The organism is Neoalteromonas arenosi, assembly GCF_030362855.1.
Classification (GTDB): domain Bacteria; phylum Pseudomonadota; class Gammaproteobacteria; order Enterobacterales; family Alteromonadaceae; genus Alteromonas_E; species Alteromonas_E arenosi.
Genome location: NZ_JAUCBP010000007.1, coordinates 886,161 through 905,471, shown reverse-complemented (window position 1 = coordinate 905,471; position 19,311 = coordinate 886,161). Strand labels below are relative to the sequence as shown.

General features: G+C 44.5%; 22 protein-coding genes. 8 read left to right on the top strand and 14 right to left on the bottom strand.

What is annotated here, in order from left to right:
* Together QTP81_RS10410 and QTP81_RS10405 are read left to right on the top strand one after the other, a co-directional pair.
* Nucleotides 1–930 carry a DMT family transporter gene (locus QTP81_RS10410; RefSeq protein ID WP_289365316.1) on the top strand — a complete coding sequence of 310 codons (930 nt, stop codon included), beginning with the start codon at nucleotides 1–3 and terminating at the stop codon, nucleotides 928–930.
* Nucleotides 931–968: 38 nt separating this feature from the next.
* A complete protein-coding gene (locus QTP81_RS10405; RefSeq protein ID WP_289365314.1) occupies nucleotides 969–1,532 on the top strand; it encodes a hypothetical protein in 564 nt (187 codons plus the stop codon).
* Between the two features lie 98 nt (nucleotides 1,533–1,630).
* Here QTP81_RS10405 and QTP81_RS10400 read toward each other — a convergent pair whose 3' ends face one another.
* The 4 genes from QTP81_RS10400 to QTP81_RS10385 all read right to left on the bottom strand — a co-directional run bounded on the left by QTP81_RS10400 (nucleotide 1,631) and on the right by QTP81_RS10385 (nucleotide 5,858).
* Entirely contained in the window at nucleotides 1,631–2,137 is a 507-nt protein-coding gene (locus QTP81_RS10400) for a hypothetical protein (RefSeq protein WP_289365313.1), read from the bottom strand.
* Nucleotides 2,121–3,746: a Na/Pi cotransporter family protein gene (locus tag QTP81_RS10395; RefSeq protein WP_289365312.1), complete on the bottom strand. Its 1,626-nt coding sequence runs from the start codon at nucleotides 3,744–3,746 to the stop codon at nucleotides 2,121–2,123. The genes QTP81_RS10400 and QTP81_RS10395 overlap by 17 nt, the downstream gene beginning before the upstream one ends.
* A gap of 157 nt (nucleotides 3,747–3,903) precedes the next feature.
* The gene (locus tag QTP81_RS10390) at nucleotides 3,904–4,206 is read right to left on the bottom strand and encodes a hypothetical protein (protein ID WP_289365311.1); all 303 of its coding nucleotides are present in this window, start codon (nucleotides 4,204–4,206) and stop codon (nucleotides 3,904–3,906) included.
* Nucleotides 4,203–5,858 carry a tetratricopeptide repeat-containing response regulator gene (locus tag QTP81_RS10385; RefSeq protein WP_289365309.1) on the bottom strand — a complete coding sequence of 552 codons (1,656 nt, stop codon included), beginning with the start codon at nucleotides 5,856–5,858 and terminating at the stop codon, nucleotides 4,203–4,205. Before QTP81_RS10385 ends, QTP81_RS10390 begins: the two co-directional genes overlap by 4 nt.
* A 121-nt stretch (nucleotides 5,859–5,979) precedes the next feature.
* Here QTP81_RS10385 and QTP81_RS10380 point away from each other — a divergent pair, with 121 nt between their 5' ends.
* From QTP81_RS10380 to QTP81_RS10365, 4 genes are all read left to right on the top strand, one after another.
* Complete coding sequence (locus QTP81_RS10380) at nucleotides 5,980–6,468, top strand: VC2046/SO_2500 family protein (RefSeq protein WP_289365308.1); 489 nt, start codon at nucleotides 5,980–5,982, stop codon at nucleotides 6,466–6,468.
* A gap of 85 nt (nucleotides 6,469–6,553) precedes the next feature.
* Entirely contained in the window at nucleotides 6,554–7,546 is a 993-nt protein-coding gene (gene trhO / locus QTP81_RS10375) for an oxygen-dependent tRNA uridine(34) hydroxylase TrhO (RefSeq protein ID WP_289365306.1), read from the top strand.
* 102 nt (nucleotides 7,547–7,648) lie between these two features.
* Nucleotides 7,649–7,894, top strand: a complete 246-nt coding sequence (locus QTP81_RS10370; RefSeq protein ID WP_289365304.1) for an EF-hand domain-containing protein — start codon at nucleotides 7,649–7,651, stop codon at nucleotides 7,892–7,894.
* A gap of 96 nt (nucleotides 7,895–7,990) precedes the next feature.
* Nucleotides 7,991–9,136 (top strand): alpha-hydroxy acid oxidase, encoded by a 1,146-nt coding sequence (locus QTP81_RS10365; protein WP_289365302.1) that lies wholly within the window; start codon nucleotides 7,991–7,993, stop codon nucleotides 9,134–9,136.
* Here the strand turns inward: QTP81_RS10365 and QTP81_RS10360 are convergent.
* From QTP81_RS10360 to QTP81_RS10340, 5 genes are all read right to left on the bottom strand, one after another.
* The gene (locus QTP81_RS10360; protein ID WP_289365301.1) at nucleotides 9,117–10,457 is read right to left on the bottom strand and encodes a DEAD/DEAH box helicase; all 1,341 of its coding nucleotides are present in this window, start codon (nucleotides 10,455–10,457) and stop codon (nucleotides 9,117–9,119) included. The two genes, QTP81_RS10365 and QTP81_RS10360, sit on opposite strands and share 20 nt — an antisense overlap.
* A 241-nt stretch (nucleotides 10,458–10,698) precedes the next feature.
* Nucleotides 10,699–11,040, bottom strand: a complete 342-nt coding sequence (locus tag QTP81_RS10355; RefSeq protein ID WP_289365300.1) for an SH3 domain-containing protein — start codon at nucleotides 11,038–11,040, stop codon at nucleotides 10,699–10,701.
* Complete coding sequence (locus QTP81_RS10350; RefSeq protein WP_289365298.1) at nucleotides 11,015–12,217, bottom strand: toll/interleukin-1 receptor domain-containing protein; 1,203 nt, start codon at nucleotides 12,215–12,217, stop codon at nucleotides 11,015–11,017. The genes QTP81_RS10355 and QTP81_RS10350 overlap by 26 nt, the downstream gene beginning before the upstream one ends.
* Nucleotides 12,218–12,420: 203 nt before the next feature.
* Nucleotides 12,421–13,077, bottom strand: coding sequence for a CoA transferase subunit B (locus QTP81_RS10345; protein WP_289365297.1), 657 nt, complete (start codon nucleotides 13,075–13,077; stop codon nucleotides 12,421–12,423).
* Nucleotides 13,078–13,087: 10 nt separating this feature from the next.
* On the bottom strand, nucleotides 13,088–13,786 hold the full coding sequence (locus tag QTP81_RS10340) for a CoA transferase subunit A (RefSeq protein ID WP_289365296.1): 699 nt from the start codon (nucleotides 13,784–13,786) through the stop codon (nucleotides 13,088–13,090).
* Nucleotides 13,787–13,893: 107 nt separating this feature from the next.
* Here QTP81_RS10340 and QTP81_RS10335 point away from each other — a divergent pair, with 107 nt between their 5' ends.
* Nucleotides 13,894–14,793, top strand: coding sequence for a LysR family transcriptional regulator (locus QTP81_RS10335; RefSeq protein ID WP_289365294.1), 900 nt, complete (start codon nucleotides 13,894–13,896; stop codon nucleotides 14,791–14,793).
* Nucleotides 14,794–14,863: 70 nt separating this feature from the next.
* Here QTP81_RS10335 and QTP81_RS10330 read toward each other — a convergent pair whose 3' ends face one another.
* The 4 genes from QTP81_RS10330 to QTP81_RS10315 all read right to left on the bottom strand — a co-directional run bounded on the left by QTP81_RS10330 (nucleotide 14,864) and on the right by QTP81_RS10315 (nucleotide 17,080).
* Nucleotides 14,864–15,199 carry a low molecular weight protein tyrosine phosphatase family protein gene (locus QTP81_RS10330; RefSeq protein ID WP_289365292.1) on the bottom strand — a complete coding sequence of 112 codons (336 nt, stop codon included), beginning with the start codon at nucleotides 15,197–15,199 and terminating at the stop codon, nucleotides 14,864–14,866.
* Nucleotides 15,186–15,404, bottom strand: a complete 219-nt coding sequence (locus tag QTP81_RS10325; RefSeq protein ID WP_289365290.1) for a hypothetical protein — start codon at nucleotides 15,402–15,404, stop codon at nucleotides 15,186–15,188. Before QTP81_RS10325 ends, QTP81_RS10330 begins: the two co-directional genes overlap by 14 nt.
* A gap of 158 nt (nucleotides 15,405–15,562) precedes the next feature.
* Nucleotides 15,563–16,327 (bottom strand): hypothetical protein, encoded by a 765-nt coding sequence (locus tag QTP81_RS10320; RefSeq protein WP_289365637.1) that lies wholly within the window; start codon nucleotides 16,325–16,327, stop codon nucleotides 15,563–15,565.
* A gap of 69 nt (nucleotides 16,328–16,396) precedes the next feature.
* Complete coding sequence (locus QTP81_RS10315) at nucleotides 16,397–17,080, bottom strand: sensor histidine kinase (protein ID WP_289365289.1); 684 nt, start codon at nucleotides 17,078–17,080, stop codon at nucleotides 16,397–16,399.
* A gap of 188 nt (nucleotides 17,081–17,268) precedes the next feature.
* On the opposite strand from QTP81_RS10315, the gene cysB reads away from it, so the two are divergent.
* A complete protein-coding gene (gene cysB, locus QTP81_RS10310) occupies nucleotides 17,269–18,243 on the top strand; it encodes an HTH-type transcriptional regulator CysB (RefSeq protein WP_289365288.1) in 975 nt (324 codons plus the stop codon).
* A gap of 15 nt (nucleotides 18,244–18,258) precedes the next feature.
* Here cysB and QTP81_RS10305 read toward each other — a convergent pair whose 3' ends face one another.
* Nucleotides 18,259–19,290, bottom strand: a complete 1,032-nt coding sequence (locus tag QTP81_RS10305; RefSeq protein WP_289365286.1) for a metal-dependent hydrolase — start codon at nucleotides 19,288–19,290, stop codon at nucleotides 18,259–18,261.
* Nucleotides 19,291–19,311 lie beyond the last annotated feature (21 nt).

Genomic DNA, 19,311 nt, shown 5'->3' with positions numbered 1-19,311 from the left:
TTGGCAGTTGTAGTAGCGTTAAATTACCGTCCTAAAGTAGCCTTTTCTCTGGCATTACTCACCGCCGTTATGTGGGGCGTATTGCCGGTGTTTCTCAAGTTGTGTCTGTTATATCTGGATGCGGTGACCATTACGTCAGTACGCTTCTTGAGTGCTGGCATTATTTTATTGCCGATGATGTTTATGCGTCATGAGCTTAAGGTATTGCATAAATCGCCTTATCGGCTGCTGATGCTATGTCTGTTGGCAACACTGATGTTAGCCGGGAACTATGTAGCGACAGTGCAAGGGCTGGTGTATTTAAGTCCGGAATCAGTGCAAGTGTTGATGCAGGTCGCTCCTTTGCTGCTAATGTTGGGGGGCGTAGTTATTTTTCGCGAGTCTTTCTCGCATTTACAGTTGGTGGGGGCAGCGATATTAACGATCGGATTAATGCTGTTTTTTCATCAACGCTTACCTCAAATCGCAAGTTCTGACCAAGAACAGCCAATTGGTATCGCCATTGTTGTTGGCGCGGGCGCCTGCTGGGCTATCTATGCCCTTATCCAAAAGCCACTTTTACAACACTTCAGTGCACGTCAACTGACTTTCATCATTTATATCGTTGGCGGATTAATACTCATTCCTTGGACGTCACCATTGGGCATTTTCGACTTACCGCTGCTGCAAGTCTTGGCCTTGATATTTTGTTGCTTAAACACGCTGATTGCGTATGGCGCATTTACCTATGCACTGGGTATTTGGGAGGCTTCAAAAGTAGGGGCGGTGGTCGCGACAGCGCCACTGTTTACGTTCTTAGCAACAGCAGTAGCGATCCGAGTGTGGCCAGATGTATTCGTGGTAACGGAGTTAGATTGGCTCGCGTACCTTGGGGCTGGTTGCGTAGTATTGGGCAGTATGACGGCTTCATTGGGACGTAAGCCGCGCTGATAAAGGTGTATTGAGTGGTAATTAAAAGGTAATTTCGCATGAGAAGAATATCGACACAAGATTTGACCAGCTATGCCGCACTCATCGTTGCCTGTGTGGCATTGTATGTAGGTTGGGATCAGTCGCGGATTTATCGCGCCCAGCAGCACGCAGATGTTTTTCCGGTTGTTGAGTTGAGTAGTCAGTATGTCACTCAAACAACTGCCGAAGGGGATTCAGTTCGCGTACTTTTATTCTCCGCTCGCAACGAAGGCGTAGGCCCTGCTTTTATCGGGCAGGGGGCGTGGGAAATAGCCGGTAAAAATATTACTCACGCTGCTGAAATTAAAAATCTGTTTCCAAGCGGGTTAAGCTCTATAGACGAGTATCAGGGGCAAATTGGAAATTACCTACTCGGCGCAGGCGAAGAGAAAATCATCTGGCAGGTGACTTGGCCAAATAACCCAGAAACCCAGCCAATAATTCAACGCTTTATGGATGATTTTTGGCAGATGAAATTTGATATTTGTTACTGCTCATTATACGAACGTTGTTGGGTATCGACGTATAACGCCAGTCATCCTAGACCCGGTAGGGTAGAGTCCTGTCCCATCGGGAATTAAACCAAACAGCGAATGCGCTTTTTGCGATATAGAGTAGTTTCGGTATTTGTGTTATTCGCTAGTGTGTGGAAATCGCGATTAATAATGGCCGGCTTTTTTTAAATTAATTGCAACACGCCATTGGCGCCATATTGGTCACTAACTAACCAAATGTGTTTGAATGGATGTGCGAGCGGTTGAATGCAATTGCGGAGTTCAAGCACCGCTTCATGTGGACGCCACTGCGGATGCATGTTACGAATAATTAACCATACTTCACGACTGTGGTAATGTTTATTTGCTTTTTGTTTTAATATCCGTGCTAAGGCTACATGTAATCGACGTTGGGTGTTTTCTTGAGCGTTTAATTCCGCAAGTTCATTTCTTGTTTGCTGCGGCAGTTCTCGTCCTAAAATCTGCATCGCCTCGGTTTCACTGCCGTACAAGTGTGCTATTTCTAAATCAATGTGGGCCGTACCAATTTTACAACTAACGTCTGGTTTTGCCGGCAGGTTGGCGTGAAGTAGTTTACACGGCCGCTGTGTGTGTGATTGGTACCACTGTAAGAATATAGATGCGGCCTCCAACTCTAGCCGTTGTTTTTCATCTTCACTGCTTCGCGTCATGGGCGTCTGGGATATCATGCGTCAACTTAACGTTAAGGTGAGCAAAATTACTGAGTTTATCTTTGAGTCGTTGTGAGTAGGTCACAAAGTTGATCAGCGATGCCGCGTCCTTTCGTTCTGGATCGAGCATTAACAACAAAAGAGACCGATTGGCATCGTTGATTTCTTGCTGCATTATTTTCGCTTTTTCTTTCAATACGACCTGCTGATTATCCGAAGATTTGTCACGCATTTCAGCGGCAATTTCCTCGAAATACTCTAAGGTTAAAATCGACAATCCTCGGGTTAATAATAACAAATCGCTATTTAACTCCACATAGCTATCATTGAGAAAGCGTTTGGTTTCAAATAAATCTTTGATGGAATCGTGGATCTGAAAGAGATAGTCGAACTGATTGATTAGCTTTAACAACTCCTTTGATTCAGCTTTTTGATTAATCAAAGTGATTGCGCTGGCAAAAAAATACTGCATTTGTTTTTTTAAAAAATCGACATAAGCGATTCGCTTTTCGGCTGCATCATATAGACCTTTATAGTTCGTCTCGATGCTGAGCGTTACGGCGTTGTAGTTTTCTTTTAAAAAGTTAAATAAGTAGTCAGTACTCGTATTGAGCTTCTGCTTTACGGTGTCAAAATTGTCTTCAGGCTCTATTTGCGGTTGTACAATCCGATCGAAGTCCATATCGCCATCACCTAACACATAATCAACAAAACGCGTAAAAGGGCCGATAAAAACAGTGAAGATGAGACTGGCTGTTAAATTAAACACCAAATGAATATTAGCCAGTGCAAGGGCGGGGTTCTGATCGAATTCGGCGAGCTTGTAGCCGTACATAAAAAGTATGGGTAAGAACAAAACGACACCGCCAACGTTAAATAGAAAGTGGCTTAAAGCCGCCTTTTTTGCCGCGGTGTCCATATTAAAAACTGCAATTAGCGCGGTTGCAGTAGTACCGATATTAGCGCCGAGTATGAGTGGTACTGCATTTTCAAGACCTATCATACCCTGTTGAGTAAATATAATGGCTAAACCGGTTGTGACCGAGCTAGATTGCACTAACGCTGTAAATACACAGCCAAGTAGAATCGCATACACAGGATTTTGTGGCTCGGTTAAAAATGCGATTAAGGTTGGATTGTGTTGCAGGGGTTCAAGCGTTGTTGAGATTAGGTTGAGGCTGAAAAAAACAAAACCAAAGTAAAATACCGCCTTACCAAACAGCGATGCGCGGTTGCGCATTATTGTTAATATAAAGCCTAATACGATAAAAAACGGGGCGAAATGAGTGAGCTTAAACGCAACGAGCTGAGCGGTCACCGTCGTACCAATATTACTGCCAAAGATAATGCCAACACTGTTTTTAAACGACAACACGCCTGCATTGACCAGTCCTATGCTGATCACTGAAGTCGCAGAACTGGATTGAATAAACATGGTGACTATCGCACCTATTAGCACCCCAATGATCGGATAACGGGTGGCCGAACTGAGGGCGTTTCGGAATTGCTCACCGGAAATTTTTTCAATCTCTTTAGAAAAATTATCAAGACCAAAAACAAATAGAATAATGCCAGATAAGCCAGCGATGATTAGGTGCAAATACTCCAATCTCGACTCCAGTTTCTTTGTTTAAGGACTTGCTTGATTGTAGCGCTCTCGTCGCATGGAAAAGGTGATTTATATCAATGTTTTAATGTCTTTTTTTTCGATACAATGCCCGCATCAAGTCTGGGATGCTATTCCTGAGCGTGGGGTAGTATGAAACTTACGGCTGTTTTTCTCTTCGTGTCGCACCGATAGGTTGCTGATCACCTTTGCAAATAGTGTCGTAGTCGTCGCGATAGTAACGCAGTTCGGTGCATTCAGTTTCAAAGCGTTTGCGTGCAGTAAGGGCTTGTTGTGGGTAGCGGTTGTTGCGCATTATTTGAGCGAGCTCTTGACACATTTGCTCTTGCCGCTGAACTTCTAAAATATCCTCACAAAAGTTATTGGAGCTACAGCCAGACGTAACCGAAACGACAATAGCCGCGGTGATGCTCAATTTTAATGTGTCGTACAACATGCTCATTTATTCAGGTCCAAGTAAGGCGCAAGTTCTTCCTGCAAGTCGTCTAGCTTTTGCTGGTGATTATCGCGTAATGGAAGGCCATTAACTAACTTATAGACTTGGCGCAACTCAATTACCAGTTTAGGTTCGGGTTTTCGTTGCATACCAAGAAGCTTAACAATACTTTGAAGCAGATTAAGGGCTACACCAATATTTACTGGAGCCAACGCTTTTGCTGCCGTAAAGCTTTGCATCGCGGTCTCGTATTTGCCGTCGCGGTATGCTTCTATGCCAGCCTTATTGTGTGCCTTGTAAGCTTCGTGTTGCTCTGCATGTTGCTTGTTTTCATTCTCAATTAAATAGCGAACATTGGGATCGAGTTCGTCTATCCTGCTAACGAGTAGTTTGCCTAAGCGTTCGGCGTCTTCATAGTCACCAATTTCTTCCATCACTTTAAAGCTGTCAGGAGCGAGCTTCAGCGGATACTCTTCATATTTTGCTTCAATGCCAATTTGAGCTTCTTCGAGCAACTTTTTCGCTTGAATAGTTTTGCCGTCTAACGCATTAATGCGCGAATGTACAATCGCTTCATAAAGATTAAAGTCGAAACTATCATCGCCACGTGTAAATACTTCATCGTTGCGATTACGCTGTAATGTAATTAACGCTTCTTGCTGAAAACGGTTACGCGTCTTTTTATCGTCCGCGTGCTCTGCAACGTCCAGAATACTGCGGATATAGTTACTTAAGTGAACGACATCGCGATGAACGCTGCGCTTGCTAATCTGCCAAATAGCCTGGCAGGAATCTTTAGCAAACTCAAAATCCCCGGCATTGCGCGCAATCGACGCTGCGTGAAATTGTCGTTGCAGTGATAGCGGCGCTATTGAGACCGCTTGCTGAATATCTTCCAGTGCACTATCGTGTTTTTTCTGCATTGTGTGTGCACTAGCCAACACGTCATACGCGTCGACATTGAAGCGGTTGGCTTTCAACAATGACTCAGCCATCGATATTGCTTCTTCCGGTTGTTTTAGGCCCAGGTGACTTTGTGCCATAGTCTTTTGGGCCCACTTAATCGGGCGTTGATTATTGGCTCGTTCGGCAAGCGACTTGGCGGCTTCGTAATCGCCATTGCGCAAATATAATTCAGCCAATAACTTGAGGCAGGTTTGGCGGTAATTTAGGCTGCCTTTTAATAGGTCTAAGCACGCGTCGATTGCCGCTTCATTATCATCTTTAGCCATGGCTTTGTAGACATTTGCTAGCTCTGTACGACGATGGTATGCGCGATTGAGTCGCGTTTTTAATTGAATTTGTGAAAAGGGTTTTATGAGGTAATCATCAGGCTCTTTCTCAATCGAGCCGATGACCAAGTGTCGGGCACTATCGGCACTGATCACCAGTACCACCGTGGTTGGTTTTAAAAGCTTGCGCAAGCGCAATTCTTCGATCAATTCAAAACCGTTTTTTTTATCCGCACCAAGGTGAATATCACACACGACGAAATCAAATTTCTCTTTACGGCACAAACTAATAGCGGTTTCAGCATTTTGCGCGACCGCTACCGATTGCGCTCCCATGGTGTTGAGCAAACCACGCAGCATCACCAAGAATGGGCGTTGATCTTCGACGACTAGAAAACGCTTTTCGGAGTAATTGATTATTTCCATTTAAGAATAAAATCGCTGGATATCACACACATAGTCGAACATTCACTGGCGTAACGCAAGATTAAGAATCTTCTTTTTCTGTCGATAAGCTATAAACAGCACTATAAAATTTTAAGAGTCGATGGAAGCTGCGCCGGTCAGTCACGCATTAACAGAGTACGAGCCTGAGTATAGCGGGCAGCTTTGTCGTGCGGTTCAGCAAGGGCAAAACTTTGCGTATTATCTGGCAGCGATTAATTCTAATCTCTTTTCTTCACCAAAATTAGCAACACCCGTCGAGCCAGAACTGCGCGGCGAAGGCATTGAAAACCACTATCGCTCTGCGCCATTGGATGCAAAATCTGCGGACTTTGAACATTTACGCATAAGTTCAGAATTGATCGCTAATCAACAGGTAAATCAATTGCTGTTATGGCAATGTATGCATCCAGACCCGCTCGCTGTAAAAAATGACCCATCACGTATTGATGACGAAATATTAGCCAATTGTCATTGGCAAACCCAGAACGCGTTTCAAAAAGCCTTGAAAATGCCTGAAAATGAAGAACTTTCATTGTCTCCCAACGAGCTAGCAGAACTTATCCCGCAAGCACACGCAGCATTGAGCTAGTTGCTTTTCACGGTCAATCCGTGTACAGTCCGCGCCGAATTTTGCCCTGGTTTTACGTTCCAATTAGCAAATAAGGAAAATCTGAATGTCCAAGACTATCGTCTGTGCGTTATATAAATTTGTAACGCTCGATAACTACAAATCTATGCGTGAACCGCTATATACGGTCATGGTAGACAACCAAATCAAAGGCACATTGCTGCTTGCGCAAGAAGGTATAAATGGCACTGTATCAGGCTCTCAAGAAGGGATTGATGCACTACTGGCCTGGCTTAACAGTGATGAGCGCTTAGCTCCTATCTTGTATAAAACGAGCATCCACTCAGAACAACCGTTTTATCGCACCAAGGTGAAGCTTAAGAAAGAAATCGTAACCATGGGTGTAGAGGGTATCGACCCGCGTAAAACCGTAGGTACTTATGTTAAGCCGAAAGACTGGAATGAATTGATTGCTGATCCTGACGTGACTGTTATTGATACGCGCAACGACTACGAGATTGAAATTGGTACGTTCAAGCACGCGATCAATCCTAACACCGAGTCTTTCCGCGAGTTCCCGGCCTATGTTGCGAATGAACTTGACCCTAGCAAGCATAAAAAAGTGGCAATGTTTTGTACCGGTGGGATCCGTTGTGAAAAATCGACCGCTTATTTGAAAGAGCAGGGCTTTGAAGAGGTTTATCACCTTGAAGGTGGCATCTTGCAGTATTTAGAAGATGTGCCGCAAGAAGAGAGCTTGTGGGAAGGTGACTGTTTCGTATTCGATAATCGCGTTGCCGTTAATCACGATCTTGAGCAAAGTCATTACGACCAATGTTATGCATGTCGCTTACCGATCACCGCCGAAGACAAGGCCAGTGATAAGTATGAGCCAGGTGTTAGTTGTCCACATTGCTATGGCAAACACAGCGAAGAGCAAATTGCCCGTTTCCGCGAACGTGAGAAGCAAGTTCAGCTAGCACAAGAGCGCAACGAAGCGCACGTGGGTAGTGATGCACGGCTTGCCACTAAACGTCGTCGCCAAGAAAAAGCGGCAGCGCGCAGAGACCAAAAGAAGGCAATGGGCAAAGCCTACTAAAACATCGAAAAATGCTGATTGTGGACAAGGTTTGCGTAGACATCTTTACACAATCAGCGCTACACTAACCGCATTGTAGTTTAGATGTAAACAGTGAGAAACATGTCTGATAGAAGCCTTACCGAAGCGCAAATCGAAGATGTTCGCAAAGAGTTCGACTACTTTGATAAAGACAACAATGGTCAAATCGATATGCAGGAGTTCATTGAGCTGCTGACGATCTTGTCACCAAAAACCAAAGCCAATCGAGTTAAAGAAGGTTTTGATTTAATTGATGACAACCACGATGGGTTTATCGACTTTGATGAGTTCCTAAAGTGGTGGCAAGAAGGCTGGTGGGAATACTAGCAGTTTACCAACATGACTTAGAAATGTGCGCCAAGGCGCACATTTTCGTTTGTACTCCCCACAATTTTTCACCCAAATCGCGGCAGACTTTCCACAATGAGTATTAACCGGTGTATCAACTTCGCAGATTTCAGGCGCTTGGCAAAAAAGCGACTGCCCCGACCGATTTTTGATTACATTGACGGTGGTGCTGATGATGAAATCACCAAAGCGCGAAATACCTCAGCATTTGATGACTGTGATTTACTTCCTTCGGTATTAACCGGGGTTGGTGATGTTGATTTGTCGGTCACAGTCATGGGGCAAAAGCTTGATGTACCTTTTTACTGTTCACCGACCGCATTACAGCGTTTATTCCACTATAAAGGGGAACGCGCGGTGGCGCTTGCTGCGGCAGAATTTAATACGCTGTTTGGCGTATCCTCTTTAGGCACAGAAAGCTTAGAAGACATTCGGGAGTTGGTGCAAACGCCACAGGTTTTTCAGTTTTACTTCCACAAAGATCGCGGCTTGAACCGCGCCATGCTAGAGCGCGCTAAAGCAGCGGGTATCAAAGTGATGATGCTAACCGTTGATTCAGTCACTGGAGGTAACCGCGAACGCGATATCCGCAGTGGATTCTCTATCCCAATGCGTTTAACACCAGGCTCAATACTCGAGTTTATCCGGAAACCGCGCTGGGGCATTGGCTACTTGCGCAGCGGTGGTTTTGCGTTACCACAACTAGATGCGCACATTGATTTTAGCGGCTCAGCCACATCAATCGGCAACTATTTCACCGAAATGTTAGAGCCAAGTATTGATTGGGACGATGTTGCAGAGATGATTGATTTTTGGGGCGGGGAATTCTGTCTAAAAGGCTTGATGCATCCAGACGATGCCAAGCGCGCTGTTGACGTGGGCTGTTCGGGGGTTGTGGTATCGAATCACGGAGGACGGCAGCTCGATGGTAGTCGTAGTTCATTCGATCAGCTTGACGAAATAGTTCAAGCCGTTGGTGATGATTTGGATGTGCTATTCGACGGTGGTGTGCAGCGCGGCACGCATATTATTAAAGCCTTGTCGCTCGGCGCCAAAGCTGTTGGCATTGGCAGAGGGTACTTGTTCCCGTTGGCGGCGGGTGGCCAACAGGGCGTGCATAAAGCGTTGCAAATATTTAAAGACGAGATACGCCGCGATATGCAACTGCTTGGCAAATCAAGTATTAGCGAACTTTCGGCCGCTAATCTTCGCTATCGCTAGACTCGTCATCGGTGATAACAGGTTTGGGTTTACGTCGCATTGGGGCGTCTCCCACATCAATACCTGCCATACTTTTTACCCGTTTCTTTGGTGCCGCTGTTTTAGCTTTTACTGCACGACGAGAAATGGTTTCAGCCTTATTCGTCTTTTTCTTTACTGGTTTGTGATCGTAACCTTTAAAGGTCGCGACCATGTCGGCAAAGCTAAATTCTTCAAGCGGATAATCGAGTAGGGCACGGATATCAGTGTAACTGCGCCAATCACGCGGCCCAACAAAAGCAAAGGCTTGTCCTGTGTTACCCGCACGGCCCGTTCGTCCAATGCGATGAATGTACTCTTCAGCCTGTTTTGGTAAATCAAAATTAATTACCAAACCCACGCGGGGTAAGTCTAACCCTCGACTGGCCACATCAGTACATACCAATTGCGAATGTTGTCCCCTAGCAAATGCATTCATTACATTCGAACGGGCGTTTTGCGCCATTTCAGCATGCAAGGCAACGGCATCCAAGCCGTTTTCATTCAAGTGCTTAGCCAAACGCTCAGTATCTTCGCGAGTGGCTGCAAAAATGATGGCTTGATTGTGTTCAGTTTGCTGTAGGGCAGCTACTAATAATTGGTCTTTGTGCTCAACATTATCGGCAAACACTAATTTTTGACTGATTTCACTGTGCTGCTCGGTTGCGCTGCCAACCACTACTTTTGTTGGTGATTTAAGCAGTGACTGGGCAAGACTATCGATTTCGATGCGACCAAGTGTTGCCGAAAACATCATGGTTTGGCGTTTGCGATGGTCGGCAAAGCGGTTGATAAGTAACAGCTGCTCTTTAAAACCTAAATCGAGCATACGATCGGCTTCATCAAAAATAAGCAGTTCTAACCCATTGATAAAAAATGATTTATTGTCTAGGTGGTCGGCAATACGACCCGCGGTACCGACGATAATTTGCGGATTGCGGCGCAGAACCTTAATTTGGTCGTTGTAGTTTTCGCCACCTACAATCAGCTGGCAAGTTATCGGCATATTGGCGGTTAACCACTTAGCTTCGAAAAACACCTGTTTGGCCAGCTCGCGAGTTGGAGCAAGAATAAGCACACGCGGATCTTGCTTGCTGAGAGCCTTAGTTTTCAGTAAACGCTGTACGGTAGGCACGAGGAAAGCCAAGGTTTTACCTGAACCGGTTTTTGACGATGCGATTATGTCATTGCCTTTTAAAGCAGGAGCAATGACTTTCGCTTGGATAGGCGTTAAGTCAGTAAACTTTTTATCGGTTAAAACTTTCTTGATCCGGTGATCAAGGGGTAAATCATTAAATAGCAATGCGCTTTCCTCGGCAGAATTCGCCGTTATTATCCCTGAATACAGCGCAAAACGATAGAGTGGGAACGAAATGGGGAGATCAATTATTTGTTTGTTCTTTTATAGTCTATGACGTTTCAGTTGTACGCTGAAAAAATGTAGCAGAGTATTAATCTGTTACTTGGTTTATTAGTCGATGAACCACTGTAAACAACGAGTTTACATGTTTAGCTGAAAACAGAACTAACACTTACTAGTAACATTATCGACTCTTTGTCACCTCTTCATCTATTTCTTGTAAAAATCTTGCGTCAACAAATCCTTTAAATTGAACACCATTTTGATCTACATAGGTCACCAAGTACCAATGGCCTCGGCCATCTCCTACAATGTTGTTGAACTCTATCATTGTTCCTTTCGGCAAAACGGAGAGTATTCGCCCGGCTGGATAACTAGTGCGAATAGGTGTTTTTAGTTCTAGGGTTATTGCACTACCGACTTTGCTTATTTTAATTGCGGCAAACGTTGGGTTTAACGCTGTTGTAACAACGATAAGTACAAGAGCAAACAATGAAATACTAATATTTTCTCTTCGAAAGTTCATTTAAAGCCTCTTCAGCCATTTCATGGTTTTCTACAATTGCTTTTCGGTAATAATCGCGAGCAGTACTCAAATCTTTTTCAACGCCAAGCCCAAACTGATACATTTGTGCTAGTCGGAAAAAGCCCTCAGCAAGATTTTGATTCGCCGCCAGTTGATAGTAATACACCGCTTTTTCATAGTTGGGTGTAGCTAACCTTCCTAACTCATACGTAAGTCCAAGTTCGAGAAGCGCTAGGGGCATAGTTGCAGCTGCTTTCTCCATGTACGCAATGCCGCGCTGCCTATCAGCCTCTCTCCAAAGTAAATAGTAATACCCCATTACAAGACTGGAATAATCATCTCCCAAATCTGCAGCTTGAATAAAAAACGCTATTGCGCGTTCATAATTTGCAGAAGCGACTAGAGAGCGCGCATAAAGGCGAATATTTGTAGGATTTGTGGGGGCGCTGTCCAAAAGCGCTTTGCAAAATACTTTAGCTTCTTCACTTTGTTCATAAGCATACCCATTTAAAATACTAGCTTCCTGAAGAGGTCCATTGGAAAGCTTTTGTTCACATTGTAGCGTCAGGGGGAGGTTTACTTCTTGGCTATCAGAAACGTCAGTCATGCTATGGTTTTCATCCGTGAAAGATATTGGGTACATAACATAAGCTACCACCGCAATAACGGAAACGAGGGTAAACAGGAATGATTTTTTCAACGAAATGATAGGTTTCTTTTGGCTGTTTGAAATAGGCTTAGTTTCTATTGTTTCAACGACTACAGGTTCTAATTTGTCGTTCAGAAGACTTTTAATATGACCGACCAGAATGTTTATATGAGAGTCCAAAGGCTCTGTAATTGCATCTAACCAATGCGATGTACTGATAAAATATTCCATACTTCGCGTTGGTTTTACATCGTTAATACGAAACGGCAGAATAATAAGGCCCTTACTAGCAGCACGCTCTACTTCTCTTTTTACTTGGTTAGAATTGTTAGAGTGTCCAGAAAAAATTAATACGAATATTCTACTTGCCTCGATACCATCGATTATTGATTCACCCCAGTCAGATCCAGGTCTTACGTTTCTCGGTGCAATCCAACAATCTATATTCGCTTCTTCTATCTTTGAACAAATAGCATCAGCCACAAGACGGTCATGTGATGAATAACTGATGAATACTTGATGAGGCATTAGTGACGGAGCTCAGAATTGAAATTCAATCATGATTTTTTAAATAGCTTATTTTTAATATCAATGATAGAACAACGGTGAGAGTGTCTGCACCGAGCATGGATATCCTAATTTCACGCCTTGGCTAGCTGCAAATTTCAAGCGGTCTATTTGGAAGAAAAAAGGCGCTATAAAGCGCCTTGGGGATTTATTTGGTTTATGGTTTAAATAACCATCTCTGGCACGTGCTCTGGAATGACCAGCTTGCCCGCGGTTTTCTCTGCAATTTCTTCGACCGAGACGCCGGGCGCACGCTCCGTTAAGTGGAAAGCACCATCGGCAACGGTTAGCACTGCCAAGTCAGTGATAATGCGAGTAATACAATTAACGCCGGTTAGCGGTAAGGTACATTCGCTGAGTAACTTCGAGTTGCCATGTTTATCCGCGTGCGTCATGGTTACAATGATGTTTTTTGCACCTGCGACCAAATCCATCGCGCCGCCCATACCTTTGACTAATTTGTTTGGGATCATCCACGATGCAATGTTGCCGTGTACATCGACCTCAAAGGCTCCCAGTACGGTAAAATCAACGTGTCCACCGCGGATCATCGCGAAACTTTCCGCCGAACTAAAAATAGATGAGCCTTTGATTGCGGTAACTGTTTCTTTACCAGCATTAATCATGTCTGCATCGATTTGCTCTTCTGTTGGATAAGGACCCATACCCAATAATCCGTTTTCGGATTGCAGCATCACTTCGATGTCGTCTGGTACGTAGTTGGCGGCAAGCGTTGGAATACCAATCCCTAAATTTACGTAATCTCCATCTTTGAATTCACTGGCAACCCGCATTGCGATTTGATCTCTAGTTAAAGCCATGGTGATTCTCCTATTTTGCCAATACGCGACGTTCAATGCGTTTTTCAAACGAGCCTTGAATTACGCGGTTAACATAGATGCCTGGCGTATGAATTTGACTTGGATCCAAGTCACCTGGCTCAACGATTTCTTCGGCTTCAACAACCGTGATCTTGCCAGCTGTTGCCGCCATTGGGTTGAAGTTTTGCGCTGTGTGGCGATAGATACAGTTGCCATAGCGGTCAGCTTTCCACGCGCGCACGATGGCGAATTCACCGGTGATGGCTTCTTCTAGAATATATGGACGACCATTGAACTCTTTGACTTCTTTGCCTTCGCCTACTGGAGTACCGTAACCTGTCGCTGTGTAAAACGCAGGAATACCTGCACCGCCTGCTCGCATTTTTTCAGCCAGTGTGCCTTGCGGAGTAAGTTCAACTTCTAATTCACCAGACAGCAGTTGCTGTTCGAATAAAGCATTTTCACCCACGTAAGACGAAATCATCTTTTTGATTTGCTTGTCTTCAAGCAAGATGCCTAACCCAAAGTCATCGACGCCGCAGTTGTTTGAAACAAACGTTAGGTTTTTCACGCCCATGCGTTTGATTTCAGCAATTAAGCCTTCGGGAATACCACATAAGCCAAAGCCTCCAGCTATGACGGTCATGCCGTCTGTAAGGCCCTGCATTGCGTCAGCATAGCTACTAACGACTTTATCAAATCCTGACATTAGATGTTCTCTGTTGATGAATTATTCACCTAGTATTGTAGAAGACGCGCTTGAAGTGAAATTAATTTAATGTCTTAATTGATAAAAATAATTTATCAATTGTGATCATGCTCAATCCAAAGACTTTAAGTGCCTTCGTTTGTTTAGCTGAATCAAAAACTTTTGCCGAAGCTGCCGAGAAGTTACACATCACTCAACCGGCTTTGTCCACTAGTATTAAAAAGCTTGAGGAAGATCTCGGGGGCGCTCTATTTTCGCGTAATACGCGAAATGTTGCTTTGAGTGTTGAAGGTAAGGTGTTTTTACCGCAAGCAAAACGGATCCTGATGGATTGGTCAAACTCGATGGCAGATATAAAATCGTTGTTTGCAGTGAAGCAGGGGACATTGACTGTCGCCGCCATGCCGTCTTTTGCAGAAGGCCTGCTGGCTAGGTTACTCCGTGGATTTCACCAATCTAATCCAAATATTCGTTTTCGAGTCCTTGATGTTGTAATGGAAGCGGTTATTGATTGTATTCTCAGTGGGCGGGCTGAGATCGGCTTTAGTTTTAAGCCCGAGCGGGAGGATGGTCTTGAGTTTCATCCCTTATTCGATGATGCATTCATTGCAGTGGTTTACCCAGAGCATGCTTTCGCAAAACGTGAAAAAATTGACTGGCAGGCGGTATTGGAAGAGCCATTCGTAGCAATGAATCATGACTCTAGCGTACGCAATTGGTTGCACAGCACTGCTGAATCACTGGATACCGATATTAAATTGATTGCTGAGGCTAACCAATTAGGTACTGTGGGCCAGTTAGTCGCTGCAGGTATCGGTGTTTCAATTGTCCCCATGTTGTGTCGCAAACAAATGCTCGCCAAAGGGCTGGTTTGCGTGCCACTAGCGCAAAACCACTTGGTCAAACCGGTCGGGATGATACGCGCCCGGCGTCGGACATTGTCAGTTGCGGCGCAGCGGTTCTGGGATCACATATGTAATCGCGAGGCGAGCGAGGCTGTTGCTTGAATCAACAAGTATTGCCTCCCAATCATTGCATAAAGCGGTGATCTAATACCCTACTTTCGGCGACATGGCGTTACGACGATGGTAAATAGCTATGCACTTTAGCTTCGAGTTCTGCAATTAGCTCGGGATCCATATACTGATATTCATCTGGAATATCCAATACATGTATGACCTTGTGATCCAGCATGCGGGTAAAAGCTGCAACTAACCGATTTTTGTGTTTGTTTTCCATTACGAAAATAATATCTGCCCACTGGATGTCTTTAGCGCTTACAGTTTTTTTTGCTTTTGGACTAGTGCCGGCAGAACGGGCGTCGTACAAATCCGAACGACGCCACAGACTTTCCGCAGTGGGACTGCGCCATTGGTTACGGCTACAAATAAAGAGTAAGTTAGTGCGTTTCACATTGATACTCTTCTAGTGCCTGCTTGGTGAGGTTCTTCCGAGGGTAATCAAAACCAAGCTGCTTAGCGCGATTGAGCTTTTCGGAGCGCAAATACACCTGTTTCCAATTCTTTTCGGGCTTCCACAGGTTTTCTGTACCCATACCTTTGTGTTGATTGACTGAGTTTTTAAATCTACGCCACGCGCGATTTCTTTCCTTTTGCATAGTAATTCCTCATTCGTTACCGGGGTCAGCAGCCGCGGTAATACTGAGAAATCGTCAAGAGATTTATCTCTTTACTGAATGTTAGTCTATCAAAATTACAAAGAGTTTCACTTTGATTTATTCAATCATCGTTTGCCAGCAGATCCTGTGGCTTGGTTCTACCATTTTTTCTTTGGTGCAAATAATTCGTCGAGCTCGTCGCGTTCTTCAGCCTTCTTCCTCGCGCGGTCCTGAGCGTTAACGTTTTTAAGATTATCTTGGATTTCTTGCAAGCGAGCTGATAATTCAGCGTGACGCGTTTGCATGTACTCGTCGGGTTGAGTTTGCGCTTCCAAGGCGCCAATGGCCTTCTCAAAATATTGACGAGCTGAACCAAGCATACTCGAACTCAGTGCCGCATTGCCGCGGCGTGCCAACGTTTCGACATTTACACGTAACTGCAAACGCTCCAAGCTACGGTCTTCTTGCATATACATTTGGGTGTCGACTTTACCCTTGCTGTGTTCAGAACGCAGCAACACGCGCAGTTTCTTAATGGCTTGAATCATCTGAATGATCATTTTGTCATTGTCGGGTAAAGAAAAACTGTTTTGCTCAGATGCTGAACTGTTGAGGTCAATTGATTGCACGCGAGCTTCAGCATCTTTCACGCGTTGACGAATCTCCGGCAATGAAGGGTTTAACTCCAGCATGATCTTCAATGCGTTTTGCACGCGTTGATGTAAAACCCAAACCAATTTAGGTGACAGCGGAAACTGCGAAGCGGCCATCAGGACGTTCTCAGTCTCATCAATGATAGACTTCTGTTTAGCTATTTCTGTGCGTTTTTCGGCTTCGATTTTAGCTTTGTGCTGTTGGAACGCATTTATCACGATAGCGACTACGACTAACGTAACAATTAAGCCAACCACAATTGCAAACATTGACATAGATAAGCTGCTTCACTAGTTGAGCGCTTTTCAAGAAGCGCAATTTATTATTATGGGCACAGTTTAGGGTAATTTTACTTGAAATACACTACCGCCGAACCGACCGCCATTACTCAGCGAAATTTCGCCTTGTAAGCCTTGATTCTGATGCGCAGTTGCAATTAAGCGCGCAAAAAACAATCCCAGACCAGTACGGCCCTGGCTCAAATTAAACTCCGCCAAATCTGAATGGCTTTGTTCAAGCATGTTTTCAGGGTAACCTGGTCCATCGTCTTCGATTCTAACAACTAACATGTTATCGGCAATAGCTGCGGACAAATGAATTTTTTGATTTCCGTATCGCATTGCGTTGATCAGTACATCATTTAATAACAGGAAAATAAGGTCTTTATCAAAGAACCAACCATCCACGTCATTAATTTCAGTGGTGAGTGTTACTTTGCGTTGGTTGATATAGGTTTGATTGGCGCCCTCTAGCTCAACGAACAAATCCTCGATGAAGTGTTCATCGATATTAAGGGGAAGTCCTGACAACTCAGCGCGGTACAACGATAACATTTGTACCAAACCTGTATTTAAGCGCGATGACTCATAATGTACTTGCGAGAGCTGCTCCCGCGCAGTGTGATTCTCAGGTTCGATTGCTTTGTCGAGCGATTCCAGGGTTTGGATCAGTAAATTAAGCGAATTTTTCATATCGTGGATCGCCGCGGCGAGTACGGATGAAAAGTCGATGTTACCTGACATTTTGAAACCTTTTGATCTCTTTCCTTATTCTAGTATCTAGTATATTTGCGTGTTTTGCCTAATTTTTTTGCATAAAGAAAGTGTTTTTAACTACAATAAAGCGGTCAACCTCTGTATTTGACGGAGAAACTCTAGTAGAAAATGCGTGCACGCTAGAGGAATATAATAGCGCCAAATGGAAATCATACATGAAGCTGCAACAGCTACGATACATAGTCGAAGTACAAAATAACAATCTCAATGTTTCAGCAACCGCTGAGAGCCTATACACATCGCAACCGGGTATAAGCAAGCAGGTCCGAATGTTAGAGGATGAATTAGGTGTACAGATTTTCGGGCGCAGTGGTAAACATTTGACCCATGTTACAGACGCTGGCCAGGACGTTATCAATATTGCTCGCCAAATATTAGCCAAAGTTGAGAGTATCAAATCAGTTGCGAGAGAGCATACATTACCTGATCAGGGCAAACTCAATATTGCTACGACACACACTCAAGCGCGCTATGCCTTACCTGAAGTGATTCAGGGGTTCATGCACAAATTTCCCAAAGTTTCCTTGCACATGCACCAAGGCACTCCATCGCAGATCAGTGATTTAGCCGCTAAGGGCGAGGCTGACTTTGCGATTGCGACAGAAGCCCTGCATCTTTACAACGACTTAGTAATGCTGCCTTGTTATCACTGGAACAGAAGCGTTATTGTCAACAAAGAACATCCCTTAGCAAAGAAATCTTCAATCGATATACACGATATAGCCAAGTATTCTTTGGTTACTTACGTATTTGGGTTCACTGGCCGCTCTGAGCTCGACCAAGCCTTTGAACGCGCAGGTTTAACGCCTAAAATTGTATTCACCGCTACGGACGCCGACGTGATTAAAACCTATGTGCGTATGGGCGTAGGGATCGGCGTTATTGCTTCTATGGCAGTGAATGAAGATACCGATGATGATTTGGTAAAAATCGATGCCAGCCACTTATTTAAGTACAGTACAACCAAAATAGGCTTCCGCAAGGGATCATTTTTACGCAGCTACATGTATGACTTTATCGAGCGTTTTGCACCGCATTTGACCAAAACTATGGTTGAAAAAGCAATGATGCAAAAGAACAACGATGAGGTTGAAAAGCTGTTTAAAGATATCACCTTGCCGGTTAAATAAATCTAGCCGGTAAACCTAACAAAGCTGTTCTCGGGCACACCGGCTTAGGTCTACGTTGGGATCCAATATGCGATCCCACAATAATCCCGCTTGATTGATGTCAGGCCGAACAGCTTTTTGTTCTGGTGCGGATGGGATAACAGCCAAGGCTTTCTGTTCGCCGACGACAAAGTCAAACACGTAACTGCCTTCAATCCCCATGCGTAGGTCAGTGATATGTACGTTGTTTCCCTCAGCTCTAACGGCATAAAGACCTTTAGTGAACCATTGTAAGCGTTGTACATGCCACTCGTCTTGGAGTGGTGCAATAAGCTCTGGTTGAGTTTGATACTGATAAATACTCACGTCATCGACAGAGTCAAACACCGAAGCATAAATCTCATAGTAATGGTTCTGCTCAACAACCACGGAGCGCCATAAGAAGGTATTGAACGGTGCTGGGGTGCTTACTGATAGGGAATTATCAATGCCGCGCTTTGTCAGAGCATCATCGACCAAGCCGTCAATGTGCCACTTGGCCGCTAGACTCCATAGCATATACCCACAGCTTATCGCGAGTGCATAGTGATTAATACTGCGTTTACGAGCAGGATTTAAGGGGGGGAGTAAGACTACTATAAAGCTAAATAACAGGGGTAATGTGTACGCGGGGTCAATAATAAATAAACTCGAAATTCCAAAGGGGTACTCGGTAAAAGGCCAAAGCAACTGCGTACCATAAACGGTAAAACTGTCGAGAATGGCATGCGTACTGAGCACCGCAAATACCAGCCAAAACCATTCGTTGAACGTTGTTTCTCGAAGCTTATGTAGCTTTTGCAATCCCCAAGCAAATGCAGGTGCTATCAGTAATTGCATGACGATTGAGTGAGTAAAACTGCGGTGATAGGTAAAGTCTTTAACCGGATCACCATAAGATAGGAAAACATCCAAGTCCGGCAGTGTACCAAACGCAGCCCCGTACACGGCGGCCTTTACACCCATTTTTCGGCCTAAAACCGCGTAGCCTACGGCGCTACCCAAGACCAACTGACTCACTGAATCCATGAACTCTGTCGCTACAGATTA

Coding starts and splice junctions, on each gene's coding strand:
- QTP81_RS10350 (WP_289365298.1), bottom strand. CDS start 12,217: ATGCCTCATCAAGTATTCATCAGTTATTCATCACATGACCGTCTTGTG.
- QTP81_RS10380 (WP_289365308.1), top strand. CDS start 5,980: ATGGAAGCTGCGCCGGTCAGTCACGCATTAACAGAGTACGAGCCTGAG.
- QTP81_RS10370 (WP_289365304.1), top strand. CDS start 7,649: ATGTCTGATAGAAGCCTTACCGAAGCGCAAATCGAAGATGTTCGCAAA.
- QTP81_RS10325 (WP_289365290.1), bottom strand. CDS start 15,404: ATGCAAAAGGAAAGAAATCGCGCGTGGCGTAGATTTAAAAACTCAGTC.
- QTP81_RS10390 (WP_289365311.1), bottom strand. CDS start 4,206: ATGAGCATGTTGTACGACACATTAAAATTGAGCATCACCGCGGCTATT.
- QTP81_RS10305 (WP_289365286.1), bottom strand. CDS start 19,290: ATGGATTCAGTGAGTCAGTTGGTCTTGGGTAGCGCCGTAGGCTACGCG.
- QTP81_RS10385 (WP_289365309.1), bottom strand. CDS start 5,858: ATGGAAATAATCAATTACTCCGAAAAGCGTTTTCTAGTCGTCGAAGAT.
- QTP81_RS10405 (WP_289365314.1), top strand. CDS start 969: ATGAGAAGAATATCGACACAAGATTTGACCAGCTATGCCGCACTCATC.
- QTP81_RS10340 (WP_289365296.1), bottom strand. CDS start 13,786: ATGTCAGGATTTGATAAAGTCGTTAGTAGCTATGCTGACGCAATGCAG.
- QTP81_RS10365 (WP_289365302.1), top strand. CDS start 7,991: ATGAGTATTAACCGGTGTATCAACTTCGCAGATTTCAGGCGCTTGGCA.
- QTP81_RS10400 (WP_289365313.1), bottom strand. CDS start 2,137: ATGACGCGAAGCAGTGAAGATGAAAAACAACGGCTAGAGTTGGAGGCC.
- trhO (WP_289365306.1), top strand. CDS start 6,554: ATGTCCAAGACTATCGTCTGTGCGTTATATAAATTTGTAACGCTCGAT.
- QTP81_RS10355 (WP_289365300.1), bottom strand. CDS start 11,040: ATGAACTTTCGAAGAGAAAATATTAGTATTTCATTGTTTGCTCTTGTA.
- QTP81_RS10315 (WP_289365289.1), bottom strand. CDS start 17,080: ATGTCAGGTAACATCGACTTTTCATCCGTACTCGCCGCGGCGATCCAC.
- QTP81_RS10345 (WP_289365297.1), bottom strand. CDS start 13,077: ATGGCTTTAACTAGAGATCAAATCGCAATGCGGGTTGCCAGTGAATTC.
- cysB (WP_289365288.1), top strand. CDS start 17,269: ATGAAGCTGCAACAGCTACGATACATAGTCGAAGTACAAAATAACAAT.
- QTP81_RS10320 (WP_289365637.1), bottom strand. CDS start 16,327: ATGTTTGCAATTGTGGTTGGCTTAATTGTTACGTTAGTCGTAGTCGCT.
- QTP81_RS10335 (WP_289365294.1), top strand. CDS start 13,894: ATGCTCAATCCAAAGACTTTAAGTGCCTTCGTTTGTTTAGCTGAATCA.